Origin of the sequence: Streptomyces sp. NPDC052040, assembly GCF_044548405.1 — a bacterium.
In the GTDB taxonomy this organism is placed as follows: domain Bacteria; phylum Actinomycetota; class Actinomycetes; order Streptomycetales; family Streptomycetaceae; genus Streptomyces.
Window position 1 is genome coordinate 1 of record NZ_JBIUBV010000003.1, and the last position, 12,419, is coordinate 12,419.

Below are 12,419 nucleotides of genomic sequence, written 5' to 3' on the forward strand. Positions count from 1 at the left end.
CCGCAGGCACCTCACCGGCATCCACCGCCACCGCATCCACCAGCTCCGGCAGCAGACCACCCCCGAACACCACCTCCTCACCCACACCCGAGGAGGGCCCGTAGGGGGCCGCCGGGCGGGAGGGGTCGATGTCCGCGTCAGTGCGCAGTTCGATCAGATCGACGGGGCGGTCGGGGTCGGCGATGGCCGACTCCAGCAGGGCGATGTACTGGGCGACCATGCGCTGCATGGTGTCCTCGTCGAACAGCGAGGTGGCGTACTCCCAGATGAGGGTGATGCGGTCGTGGTCGTCGTTCTCGGCCAGGCCGCTGCGCTGCTGGGCCCGGGGCACCACGACGATGTTGAGGTCCATCTTGGCGGAGCCGTTGTGGCGTTCGCGGATGGTGCCTTCGAGGCCGCCGAAGCGCAGGTCGGGCACCGCGGCGTTGTGGAAGCTGAACATCGCCTGGAACATGGGGTTGCGCGACGGGTCGCGGGGCGGGGCCACCGCCTCGACCAGGCGGTCCAGCGGGACGTCCTGCCAGTCGGCGGTGTCGACGAGGACACCGTGAACCCGGCGGCGCAGGTCGGCGAAGGCGGGCGATCCGGAGGTGTCGATGCGCAGCGGGAGGGTGTTGACCACCATGCCGAGCATGCGTTCCGTCTCGGCGAGGCGACGGTTGGCGGCGCCGGTGCCGATGACCAGGTCGGTCTGTCCGGTGTAGCGGCTGAGCAGGGCGACGAAGCCGGACAGCATCGAGGAGAACAGGGTCGCCCCGGCCTCCTCGCTGTTCTTCCGCAGCGCGCGGCTCAGTCCGGTCGGCAGGTCGATGCGCAGGGCCGATCCGCTGAACGAGTGGGCACGGGGCCGGGGGCGGTCCGTGGGCAGGTCCAGGATGAAGGAGGCGCCGTCCAGGTGGCGCTTCCAGTAGTCCAGATGGCGGGTGAGGACGTCGTCCCGCATCCAGGCCCGCTGCCAGGCGGCGAAGTCGGCGTACTGGATGGCCGGTTCGGGCAGCGGAGAGGGCTGCCCGGCGGCCAGGGCGGGGTAGATCTCCCGGAACTCGTCGAGGAGGACGCCGAACGACCAGCCGTCGTGCACGAAGTGGTGCTCCACCTGGACCAGCGTGTGGTCGTCGGCGGCGTGCCGGATCAGCAGCCAGCGGGCCAGCGGCGGGTCGGTCACGTCGAAGGGGCGGTTGATGGTGTCGCGGACCAGTTCCTCGGTGCGGCTCTCCCGCTCCTCGGACGGCACGCCCTCGAGGTCGACGACCGGCAGGTCCACGGGCCGCGGCGGGCGGATCTGCTGGACGGGCACGCCGTCGACCGTGACGAAGGCGGTACGGAAGATCTCGTGACGGCACACGATCTCAGTGAGGGTGTCCCGGAAGGCGTCCGCGTCGAGGGGGCCGCGCAGCTGGATGGTGGCCTGGGCGTTGTAGGCGAGGTTGCCCGGCGAGAGCTGCTCCAGGAACCAGATGCGCTCCTGCGGGAAGGACAGCGGCAGGGGCTGGTCCCGAGGGACCCTGGTCACGGGAGGCAGCGCGGGGGCGCGCTCGCCGCGGCCGGTCAGCGCCTCGGCCATGCCCGCGATGGTGCGCTCCTCGTAGATCCGGGATATAGGCAGCTCGGTGCCGAACTCGGTGCGGATCCGGGCCGCGAGCCGTCCCGCGAGCAGGGAGTGGCCGCCCAGCAGGAAGAAGTCGTCCTGCATGCCGATGCCGTCGATGGCGAGCAGTTCGCCGACCATCTCCGCCAGTCGGCGTTCGGTGTCGGTGCGGGCCGCGGTGCCCTCGCCCGCGAGGCCGAGGGAGTCGCGGTCGGGGGCGGGCAGGGCGGCTCGGTCCAGCTTTCCGTTCGGGGTGAGCGGCAGGCGCTCGATCACCACGACCGAGGGCACCATGTAGTGCGGGAGGCGTCCGGCGGCGAACTCGCGCAGTTCCAGGGCCTCGGTGCCGGGGGCCACCGCGTAGGCGAGCAGCCGGTCCTCGTCGCCGACGCGTCCCACGACCACGGCGACGTCCTGGACCTGGGGGTGCTCGCGGAGCACTCCGGCGATCTCGTCGAGTTCGATGCGGAAGCCGTTCAGCTTGACCTGGTCGTCGATGCGGCCCTGGAAGTCGAGGTCGCCGTCGGGCGTCAGGCGGACCAGGTCCCCGGTGCGGTAGGCGCGTTCGCCGGGGAAGTCGGGGTCGGGGATGAAGCGGTCGGCGCTCTGGGCGGCCCGGCCGATGTAGCCGCGGGCCACACCCGCGCCCGCGATGACCAGTTCACCGGTGGTGCCGGGCTGCACCGGGCGCCTGTCCTCGTCCAGGACATGGAGCCGTACGCCGTCGATGGCGCGGCCGATGACGGGGCGGCCGGTGCCGGGCAGTGTCCGGGAGAGGGAGGCCCATACGGTGGCCTCGGTCGGGCCGTAGGCGTTGAACATGGTGCGGCCGGGGGCCCAGCGGTCCACCAGCTGGGCGGGCAGGGCCTCACCGGCGCAGACGATGGTCTCCAAGTCGGGGAGTTCCATCGCGGGGACCATGCCGAGGACGCTCGGCGGCAGCGTGATGTGGCTGATCCGGGTGTCCCGGAGGAAGTCGCCGAGGCCCGGCCCGTAGAGCACGTCGCGGCGGGGCGGCAGGACCAGGGTGGCGCCCGAGCGCAGCGCCATGGTCAGCTCGAAGACGGAGGCGTCGAAGCTGGGCGAGGCGAACTGGAGGACGCGGTGCCCGGGGCGCAGCCCGAACGCGCCGACCTGTGCCTCGGCCAGGTTGGCGAGCCCGCGCTGGGTCAGCGCCACGCCCTTGGGGCGGCCGGTGGAGCCGGAGGTGTAGATGACGTATGCGGTCGACTCGGGGGTCGGCGCGGGCAGTTGGGCCGGGCCGGTCTGCCGGGTGTCCGCCGGGTCCACCAGCGGTACGCCGAGGGCGGCGAGCCAGTCGGGGGCCGTGTTGTCGGCGATGACCAGCAGGGATCCGGAGTCGCGGATCATGTAGCTGAGCCGCTCGCTGGGATACGACGGGTCCAGCGGCAGCCAGGCGGCGCCGGTCCGGATGACCGCCACCACGGCCGTCACCAGGTCGAGCGAGGGCTCCATGAACACGCCGACCGTGGACTCGGGTCCGGCTCCCGAGGACTGGAGCCGGGCGGCCAGCTTCTCGGCGCGGGCGTCGAGTTCGGCGTAGGTGAGCTGGCGGTCGCCGAGTTCCACCGCCACTTCGTGGGGCGTCGCGGCGACCTGGCGGAGGAACGCGTTGAGGAAGAATCCGGAATCTGCTGAGGCCACGGAAGTCTCCATGAGGACGTGACGGCTGGTCGGTGGCCGGAGAGCTGCGGCCGGTGCGGCGGCCCGTGTTCGGGTCCTGCCGGTCGGCCGACTCGCTGTCCGGACATCCTTGGTCGGTGGACGCGGGCGGGACGTCCGGTGTCGAGTGATGGCGATCATCGAGCGGTGTTGTCACGCTAACGGCGCCGACGGCGCCGAATCGGCACTGCGGGAGGCAGTGTGGAGGCACTTTCGTTCTCCTGTTGTGCCTCCTCGGCGGCCCGACTGCCTTGTGGTGCCTGCCTTTTGAGGACGGGAGAGGGCAGCAGCCAGAGGAACGAGGCGAGGGCGCCGAGGGCCGCCGCCCACAGGGTGGTGCGGGGGCCCAGCGGGCCCGCGAGGGCTCCGGCGGTGAGCGCGGCAAGCGGGCGGGTGCCGAGGTTGACGGTCTGGTAGGCGCCGAAGACGCTCGACCGCATGGCGTCGGGGACTTCCGAGGTCAGGATGGTGGCGATGGCGATGTCGAGCCACATGACGCCGATCCCGGAGCCGAACTCGGCGGCGAAGAGCAGGGTGAGGACCACCGGGGTGGGGCCGTCCGCGGCCGGTATGAGCAGCATGGGGGCGGGCATGGCGACGCAGCCGAGGGCGAAGGTGCGGCCCACGCCGATGCGCCGGGTCAGCGGGGTGGCGCAGGCGGCTCCGAGCAGTGCGCCGACGGCTCCCGCGCCCAGCACCAGGCCGAGCATGCCGGGGCCGAGGTGCAGGGTGGTGGTCGCGTAGAGGACGAAGAGCGTACTGACCATGAAGCAGCCGAAGTTGACGGTCGCGGTGGCGGCGAGTGCGGCCCGGATGACGGGCGACCGGACGAGGAAGCGCAGTGCGGCGCGCAGTCGGCCGCGCTCCTTGGGGGCCGGCGGTGCCTCGGTCAGTGCGGTCCGGGACAGGAACAGGGCGGACACCAGATAGGACAGGGCGTCGGCGAGCAACGCGAAGGGCGCCGAGAGCAGTTGTACGGCGAAGCCTGCGGCGCTGGGGCCGACGACCTTGGACATGGCCCGGCTGCCGCTGGTCAGGGCGTTGCCCTGGACATATCCCTCCGGTGGTACGAGGGCCTTGAACACCGGGGGGTTGCAGACCTCGAAGAACACCGAGAGGGTGCCCACCGCGAAGGCCACGGCGTAGAGATGACCGAGGGTCAGGGCACCGAGGGCCTGGGCGAGCGGGACCGTGGCGAGCAGGACCAGGCGGCCCAGATCGGCGGCGATCATGACGCGGCGGCGGTTGGCGCGGTGGTCCGCCCACAGTCCGGCGTAGAGCCCGAAGAGCAGGTTGGGCAGCCAGGCCGCCGCCGCGAGGATGCCCATACGGGCGGCGTCGGCGTGGACGACGGTGACGGCGACGAGGGGGAGGGCGAGGCCGGAGACCTGGTCCCCGAAGCGGGAGACCGTCTGCGCGGTCCAGTAGCGGCGGAAGGCGGTGTCCCGCAGCAGGCCGGGCAGCGGCCGGGTGATCCGGCGCGGGGGCGCGGAGGCGGAGGGAGGCGCGGGGGCGCGGTCGGGGGCGGGCGCGGTCATGGATGTGCCTCCTGGTGATCTGGAGGGGCAGAAAGGGAAAGCAGAAGAAGAACGAAACGGCGGATATGACCGGGAACCGGGACGGCAGGGGTCCGGCGGGAGTTCCGGGAGAGCCACCCGTGTACCGCCCGGGTGTGTGCGGCCGCCCGGGCGGTGGGGAAAGCTCGCCGCGCCCGGGCCGCAGGGCGCCGACCCCAGCAGAGTCCGGCAGCCGGTATCAATTCGACACGCCGCCATCACTGCGATGATGACTGGAATGTTATACCGTTGGTCAGTAGACTCGGCGGTTCCGAAGATCATCGCCCTGCGTTCCACGATTCGAGATGGCGAATCGGTTTGGATTTTCCGCAGGTCAGGTGGGTATCGGTGAGCAAAGGCGCATCGGACAGAACACCGGCACCAGCACCTACATAGATCCATAAGTCCCGGAAAGTCCGAGTCAGGAACCCTTTCCTTCAGGGCTGTCAAGTGAGGAGTCACAGTGACGGAGAACGAGTCCCTGGGTTCACGCATCCGACGACTCCGCAGAGCGGCCGGACTCTCCCAGGAGGCCCTGGCGCGGCCCAATCTGTCGCCGAGCTATGTCTCCCTGCTGGAGGCCGGGAAGCGCATCCCCTCGGACGACGTCCTCGCCCAGCTCGCCGAGCGGCTGGGCTGCGATGTCGCCTATCTGTCGGGGCCCGTTTCCAAGCCGGACGTGGTCGGCCTGGAGGTCGAGGTGCACTACGCGCAGCTCGCCCTGCGCAACGGTGACGCGGCCGCGGCCCTCCAGACGTTCACCGCCCTGCGCGGCAGGCTGTCGGCCACCGAGCACCGGGACCTCTTCTTCTCCGTGGAGCTCGGTATCGCCCAGTGCCTCGAACACAAGGGGGAACTGGAGGAGGCCGCGACGCACTTCGAGTCGCTGCGCCGCCTGTGCGCCACGGACGGGCGGGGCACGGTGGACCAGCTGAGCATCGTCATGTCGCTGTGCCGCTGCTACCGGGAGCTGGGCAACCTCTCGCACGCCATCGAGGTCGCCGAGGACGCGCTCGCCGAGGCCGAGGCCGCCGATCTGCCGCCCACCGTGGCCTACCTCGAACTGCTCTCCACACTGATCGGCGTCTACAGCGAACGCGGCGACCTGCACCGCGCCAACTTCCTCGCCTCCCAGGCGATAAGCCGGGCCGAGATCATCGCCGACCGCCGGGCCCTGGGCGGCGCCTACTGGAACGCCAGCGCGGTGCTGCACCGCCAGGGACGGTCGAACGAGGCCCTGGCGCTGATCAAGAAGGCCGTGGCCATCTACGCGGAGGGGGACGACGACCGGGCCCTGGCCCGGGTGCGCAACGCGCACGCCACCGTCCTGCTCCAGTCGGAGGACCCGAACCCGGAAGCGGCCAAGGAACTGCTCGAACAGAGCGCCGCCACCCTGCGGGCCCTGGGCAGCAGCATCGACGTCGCCTATGTGGAGACCGCGCTGGCCCGGGCCGATGTCATGCTCGGCCGGCCGGAGGGCGCCATCGAGCACGCGGAACGCGCCCTGGATCTGCTGGGTCCCGAGCACCGGCTGGAAAGCGCGCGGGTGCAGCTGGTGCTGGCCGCCGCGCATCTGCTGCGGGACGACCACGAGGCGGTGCAGGCCGCCTATGAGCGGGGGGCGCTGCTGCTGGAGGCGTCGGAGGCGGGGCGCCAGGCGGCCTTCGCCTGGTCGGAACTGGCGGAGATCCTGGAGAAGAGCGGTGAGAGCGAGCGGGCCGTGTGGGCGTATCGCCAGGGGATGCGGCTGATGGGCCATCGCAGCACCCTGGTCTCGGCCGCGCCCCAGGAGGCCCGGCACCGCTGACCGGTTTCCTTCCGCACCTTCCGCGAAGCGCCCCATAAGTTGCCTTATGGGGCGCTTCGTCGTGCTCCGTGCGGGGTGGGTCGAGCCGGCTTCAGCAGCAGAGGGGGAGGTCGGCGCTTCCGGGAGTGCGGCCGCCGGCCAGGTCCTGGGCGGAGTGCGCCGGTGCGCCCGTGACCGCCCCCGCGCCGACCGTGGACCCTGCGAGCAGGGCAAGGGACGTCAGGAAAAGAGCAGCAATCTTGCGCACGGCGGACACCTCTCGTAAGTCACGTATGTCACGGCCATCCCGGGCCGCAGCGGTTCGACTGCAAGGATCCTGACAGGTCATGACTGAGCTAGTCAATAAATGAACGACGGACTTGAAAAGCCCGAAATATTCCGTTTCAAACGATTCAATATCGCCGTTATGCCCCTTTTTATCCGCACATATCTCCGGAGCTTCGGCGTCAGAATTTCTTTTGTTATAGTGTCTGTCACATTCGAGTCACTAATGACGGGGAGTCGTGGTGTCCATCAGTCGGCGAGGTGGCTCGTGACGAGTGCGACGCGTGCGTCGGGCGACATCCAGCAGGTGTCGGACACCCTGGGCGCCCGGGGCTACCGCTGGCAGCCCCCGCCGGGCCTCGCGCCGCCCGGCCATCCCGGGCTGTTCCCCGACCATGAATCACCGTCCTGGATCGATCCGTTGCTCCCTCCCGTCTCGCATGCGCGCGGCGGGGTGCACACCGTGCGGTGGTCGATCCGGACGCACCGGATGCACGCCGTACCGGTCGCCGCGCCGCCCTCGGCCGAGCGCGTGCTGAGCGCCGTATGGGCGGGCACCCGCCCGTGCCACGTCCCCCTGCGCGATGTGACCGCGGCGCTCACCGGCACGGGTGTCGACCCGGGCGGCCTCGCCTTCGTCGTCGCGGCGCAGCCCTCGGAGACCTGGCCGCTGTACGAGGCGCTCGGGCAGCTCGGGATCCCGTCCCGGCGCATCGGCTTCGAGGGGCCGTCCACGACGGCGGACCGCACGGTGCCGGGCGGCGGACCGCAGTTGAGCGTCGAGTTCCCGGTGGGCCCGCCGTGCAGCGGCAGTTGCGGTCCTGGCTGCCGCTGCGGCCGCCACCGGGTCCTGGCCCGGCTGCGGTTCGGGCCCGCGGGTCAGGTCCGACCGCTGCTCGACATCGCCGTGTTCGAGAACGAACTCCTCGGTGTGCTGGACGGCACCCGTGAGCCCTTCGGCACCCCCCGCTTCGCCTCCCTGCTCAAGAGCGTCCACGAGGTGCTTCCGGCACACGGGACGACCATGGCCCAGGCCGAACGCGTCCGGCTGCTCGTCGACCGCTCCTTCACGGTCGCCCTGCTCATCGGGTCGGGGTTCCTGCCCGGGCCGCGCGGCCGGGGTCATGTCGTACGCCGCCTCTTACGGCAGGCGGGGGCCCAACTGGTCCTCGCCGGTGTACCACTCCCCCAGCTCGACCGGCTGATCGAGGTCGCGGACAGGTCCGTGCGCACCGCGCTCGGCTTCGCCCCGCTCACCGACGCCCTGCTGGCCGCCGTCCGCCGGGAGCGCGAGCGCTTCGCCCAGGTCCTGGCCCGGGCACCCGCACTGCTGGAACGGGCGGTGACGGACGGTCATGGAGCGGTCGAGCGGGCCCGCGCGCTGCTGCGGCTGCGCGGCGACCACGGGGTTCCGCTCGACATCGCGATGGCCTGGTGCCGGGAGAAGGACCTCGCCGTCTCCCTGCGGCACATCGCCGGACTGGAGAGAAGACCCGCGGAGCGGTGAGCCGGCCGGACGGCCGCGACCGGCGCCGTCATCCCTGGCCGCCCGGCGGACTTCGCCTCGCAGGCTGCCCTTCGTGATCGACTCATCTGCGGGTTCCGAGGATGCCGCCGTCGAGGCAGCCAAGGGCGCGGGCCGGGGCGGGGCGGGCAGAACGGGGCCGACGACGCGCTGCTCGCGCCCACGCCCGCCACCCGGCTGGTGGACGTCAACCTGGATCCGTCGTTCGCAAGTGCGCCCGGATTTCCGGGCCGTGGATCTGCTGGCCCACCCTGAGTCCGCCGAACGATTCCGGCCGCGCGTCGTCTCCACGACACTGGCCCTGGCCTGGGTCGCTGCCGGCCGGCGCGCCGCGTATGTCACCGATGGCGGCGGCCTCTCCAGGAGCGTGCACTTCGCGGCCGGGATCGCTCTGTGCCGGGCCGCAGGCTGCGTGGTCACCGGAATCGACGGCGCCCCGGTCGGTGACGAGGGGCGCGGGCTTGTGGCCGCCGCCGACAAGGACACCCACGGGCTGCTGATGTCGATCACGCGCGGCCGGGGCCAGTGGTGCGGCCTCGTACAGGCGCCCGGCAGGGCAGGGGTTCTCAGGTGGCGGCGGGCGGGGAGGACGGGTGTGAGTAGTCGAGGTACGGGAAAACCCGGAGAGAACGATCATGGGCTTGGCCAGCGGCTTCGCTACCTCTCGAACGTGAGCTGCCGGAAGGCTTCGAAGGCGGTCCGGCAGGCTTCGGCCCGGGTGCGGGCGTGGTGGTCCTGGTCGTCGTGCAGGTGGCAGCCCTGGCACGTCGCGCGGAGATTCTCCACCCCCGGGTAATTCCGTCGACGACTGGATGACCCACCTCATAAGCGTCGTGCGCCGGGCAGAGTCGACAATCCGCAGCTACCGTGACCAGATCCGCCGCAGTCTCAAGACGTTCGGCTGCAACACCCGGAGCAGTCCTGCGCCAGCGGCAGTGCCGCACCGGCCCCGACGCTGATGGAAGCGGCAGTGGGCTCCACCACAAGGACGATGACGGAGTGCATGCCTCTCGGCGACCGGTGGGTCGGGTTGAGATCGATGTCCGTGGCCCCGTCCGCCGCCGGACCCTGCCGGTGCTCGGCGAAGGACAGCGCGCCGGCGATGCGGCCGACATAGTCTCCGCGTTCGGCGCGCTGGGCCGGGGTGAGCGTGTCGTCGGCGACGACGTCCAAGATGCCGAACACCGCTGGCTCGTCCTGACCCGGGTGGTCACAACCGACCGGTACGCGCGATCACCTGTCTGGCGAAGTCAAGCAGCAGCACCGGGCCGAGGTACCGCTTCATCTGCGGCGGGTACGGCTGATCCCTGCCCGGACAGGCGCTGTGCATAGCGACCGGCTGGACCAGGCGATCGCCGACCCACAGCGTGTCGTAGCCAAGGTCCTCGATCCCGCGGCAGAACGTGCTCAGGCCGGTTGCGCTGCTGATAGCGGGCCCGATGATGGGCAGCGTGAAACCAAGCTTCACGGCGAGCCCCTTCGGTGTTCCGTCAAGCGCTTGGTCAGCCGGGAAGCTCGGTGATGCTGAGGGAGAAGTTCAGGTTCCCCACCCCGTGGTTGGCGAGGCCCACCGTGACCACGCCCGCTCCTTCCAGCCAGTGCGCCATTTTCAGGCCGCCGACGTCCAGCGGGCGCATCCCGAGGCTTTCGACGAACGCTTCCACGGTTGCCTTGGCCTGCGCGTCGTCGCCGGCGAGGAAGATGTCGGGCCGGCCCTTTTCCAGGACGTGGCGGAAGACGGTGTTGAACGCCTTCACCACGCTGGCGCTTGGCGGGGCGGCCTTGGCGACTTCCTGCGCGACCGAGGTCTCCTCGCGGTGGGCCAGTCCATCGAACGTGGAGTTGAAGGGGTTGCTGATGTCGACGATGATCTTACCCGCGAGAGAGTCTCCGTACCGGGCGATGACCGGCACGACGCCGTCGTGCAACAGGGCCACGATGACGATGTCCCCGGCCGGGGCGGTGCCCCATTCTCCCGCCTTGGTTCCGCTGCCGAGAGCCTTGGCCAGGTCAGTGGCCTTGGACTGATCGCGGCCCATGATCTCAACGGTGTTGCCCCCCGCTACGGCCCGCGCGCCGATGGTACGGGCCATGTTCCCGGTGCCGATGATGCTGATGCTGCTCATGAGGTGTCCTGTCCTGGTTGTGGTTGTTCGGTTCAGAGGGCGGTGGTGCCGCCGTCGGCGACGAGTTCCATGCCGTTGACGTAGCTGGAGTCGTCGGAGGCGAGGAAGAGGGCGGCGGTGGCGATTTCGTCAGGGCTGCCCATCTGGCCGCGGGGGATGAGGGACTCGAACTGGCGCTTGGTGGCCTCGTCGAAGAGTTCTGCCTGCTTGGCGGTGGCGACCTGGCCGGGGGTCAGGACGTTGACGCGGATGCGGCGGTCCTTGAGCTCGTTGAGCCAGACGCGGGCCCATGCCTGCTGGACGGCCTTGCTGCCGGCGTACACGCTCCAGCCGGGGAAAGCGCCGAGGGAGGCGTTGGAGCCGGTCATGAGGATGGAGCCGCCGTCGTTGAGGAGCGGGAGCGCCTTCTGGACGGTGAACAAGGTGCCGCGGGCGTTGAGCCCGAACCAGGTGTCGAACTGGGCCTCGGTGATCTCGCCGAGCGGGGCGGGCTCGCCGCCACCGGCGCTGGCCCAGAACACGTCGATGCTGCCCTTCTCCCGCTTGACGGTGTCGTACAGGCGGTCCAGGTCGTCGAGGTTGGCGGCGTCGCCCTGGACGCCGGTGACGTTGCGGCCGATCTCCTTCACGGCCTCGTCCAGGGCGTCCTGGCGGCGGCCGGTGATGAAGACGTGCGCTCCCTCGTCGACGAACAGCTTCGCACCGGCCAGCGCCATGCCGGTGGTGCCGCCGGTGATGACCGCGACCTTGCCGTCGAGCTTTCCCATGATCGTTCCTTTGGGTCGGTAATGCCGTGTGTACCTGGGGTGACGGTATTATGTACACCGATCTGTTTCCTTACGCTACCGGGCGGACGGCCGGAGCGCAAACTATGTACACCGGTCGTTACCTAACTGCGGTAGGCTGGGCGCATGACGGAGTTGGAGAAGGGCCCCACGGGCCGCCGCCGCGGCCGTGGCGCCCGCGAGCGCATCATCGGCGCGGCCCAGCAGCTGTTCCGCGAGCAGGGCATCAACGGCACCGGCATGGACCAGCTCTGCGCGGCAGCCGAGGTATCCAAGCGCACGGCCTATCAGCACTTCGGCGGCAAGGACGAGCTCGTCGCCGAATACCTGCGCAGGTTCGACCCCTCCGTTCTGTCCGGTGTGTTCGACCGCACCGACCTCACGCCCCGCGAGCGGCTCCTCGCCGCCTTCGACGTCTCACCCACCACCCCCCTGTGCCCGTACATCGCTGCTGCCGTGGAGCTCCATGACCCGCAACACCCCGCGTCCCAGTGCGCACGCGACTACAAGAAGGCCGTTGCCGTGCGGCTGGCCGACACCGCCCGCGAAGCCGGTGCCGCCGACCCCGAGCAGCTCGGCGAGCAGTTGGCGCTGCTCATCGATGGCGCTGCGGCCCGCACCCGGGTCCTCGATGCCGATGCCTTCCCCACTGCCGCCGCCATCGCCGCTGTCCTCATCGACAACGTTCTCCCCGCCACCGCAGGCCACAACCGCTGACAGGAGGAGCCGAGTTGACCTGGCAGTCGGCCGGGCTGGACTCGTTGCCGGTCACGCTGGTAGGCGACACCCTCCGTCCGACATCTGGGCCGGACCTGCTGGCTTTTCCGAAACTGGTCGCCCGCTGAAGGCCACTGCTGAAGCCGCTGGGGCGACCGGTGACCCGTGAGGTTCGCCGTCGCGTTCGGCCGAAAGACACTGGCCCAGCGCCCTGCCGTAGCGGCTGAACAGCCTCAGCGCTCTGCCGGATACCTCAATGGCGCCGGGGGGTCCGTTGCGGGCCTCGGCCCTCATCCTGCCATCGACACCCGATCGGTGGCCACGCTGAAATGTTCATGGCTCCGTACGAGAACTCCGTTGGGCATACC

Annotated in this window: 11 protein-coding genes and 1 pseudogene; 4 read left to right on the top strand and 8 right to left on the bottom strand. The window is 70.5% G+C overall.

The window, feature by feature from the left end; genetic code table 11:
* Together ACIHAA_RS08485 and ACIHAA_RS08490 are read right to left on the bottom strand one after the other, a co-directional pair.
* Positions 1-3,253: amino acid adenylation domain-containing protein (locus tag ACIHAA_RS08485; protein ID WP_399814552.1), on the bottom strand; the 3,253-nt coding region annotated here is incomplete at its 3' end.
* Positions 3,254-3,429: 176 nt separating this feature from the next.
* Positions 3,430-4,809: an MFS transporter gene (locus ACIHAA_RS08490; RefSeq protein ID WP_399814554.1), complete on the bottom strand. Its 1,380-nt coding sequence runs from the start codon at positions 4,807-4,809 to the stop codon at positions 3,430-3,432.
* A 481-nt stretch (positions 4,810-5,290) separates the two neighbouring features.
* On the opposite strand from ACIHAA_RS08490, the gene ACIHAA_RS08495 reads away from it, so the two are divergent.
* Positions 5,291-6,634 (top strand): helix-turn-helix domain-containing protein, encoded by a 1,344-nt coding sequence (locus ACIHAA_RS08495; protein ID WP_399814556.1) that lies wholly within the window; start codon positions 5,291-5,293, stop codon positions 6,632-6,634.
* 91 nt (positions 6,635-6,725) lie between these two features.
* Here ACIHAA_RS08495 and ACIHAA_RS08500 read toward each other — a convergent pair whose 3' ends face one another.
* Positions 6,726-6,881, bottom strand: coding sequence for a hypothetical protein (locus ACIHAA_RS08500; RefSeq protein WP_399814558.1), 156 nt, complete (start codon positions 6,879-6,881; stop codon positions 6,726-6,728).
* A gap of 285 nt (positions 6,882-7,166) precedes the next feature.
* Between ACIHAA_RS08500 and ACIHAA_RS08505 the strand changes: the two genes are divergently transcribed.
* Together ACIHAA_RS08505 and ACIHAA_RS08510 are read left to right on the top strand one after the other, a co-directional pair.
* Positions 7,167-8,405, top strand: coding sequence for an alanine--tRNA ligase-related protein (locus tag ACIHAA_RS08505; RefSeq protein ID WP_399814559.1), 1,239 nt, complete (start codon positions 7,167-7,169; stop codon positions 8,403-8,405).
* Positions 8,406-8,555: 150 nt separating this feature from the next.
* Positions 8,556-8,943 (top strand): annotated as a pseudogene (locus tag ACIHAA_RS08510) (inositol monophosphatase family protein); the annotation flags it as partial.
* Positions 8,944-9,080: 137 nt separating this feature from the next.
* Here the strand turns inward: ACIHAA_RS08510 and ACIHAA_RS08515 are convergent.
* From ACIHAA_RS08515 to ACIHAA_RS08535, 5 genes are all read right to left on the bottom strand, one after another.
* Positions 9,081-9,209 (bottom strand): hypothetical protein, encoded by a 129-nt coding sequence (locus ACIHAA_RS08515; RefSeq protein WP_399814560.1) that lies wholly within the window; start codon positions 9,207-9,209, stop codon positions 9,081-9,083.
* Between the two features lie 102 nt (positions 9,210-9,311).
* Positions 9,312-9,608 carry a hypothetical protein gene (locus ACIHAA_RS08520; protein ID WP_399814561.1) on the bottom strand — a complete coding sequence of 99 codons (297 nt, stop codon included), beginning with the start codon at positions 9,606-9,608 and terminating at the stop codon, positions 9,312-9,314.
* 25 nt (positions 9,609-9,633) lie between these two features.
* Positions 9,634-9,891, bottom strand: coding sequence for a hypothetical protein (locus ACIHAA_RS08525; RefSeq protein WP_399814563.1), 258 nt, complete (start codon positions 9,889-9,891; stop codon positions 9,634-9,636).
* Between the two features lie 34 nt (positions 9,892-9,925).
* Positions 9,926-10,549, bottom strand: a complete 624-nt coding sequence (locus ACIHAA_RS08530) for an NADPH-dependent F420 reductase (protein WP_399814565.1) — start codon at positions 10,547-10,549, stop codon at positions 9,926-9,928.
* A 32-nt stretch (positions 10,550-10,581) separates the two neighbouring features.
* Positions 10,582-11,316 (bottom strand): SDR family NAD(P)-dependent oxidoreductase, encoded by a 735-nt coding sequence (locus tag ACIHAA_RS08535; RefSeq protein ID WP_399814567.1) that lies wholly within the window; start codon positions 11,314-11,316, stop codon positions 10,582-10,584.
* 144 nt (positions 11,317-11,460) lie between these two features.
* Between ACIHAA_RS08535 and ACIHAA_RS08540 the strand changes: the two genes are divergently transcribed.
* Positions 11,461-12,051, top strand: a complete 591-nt coding sequence (locus ACIHAA_RS08540; RefSeq protein ID WP_399814569.1) for a TetR/AcrR family transcriptional regulator — start codon at positions 11,461-11,463, stop codon at positions 12,049-12,051.
* The last annotated feature ends 368 nt before the right edge of the window (positions 12,052-12,419 follow it).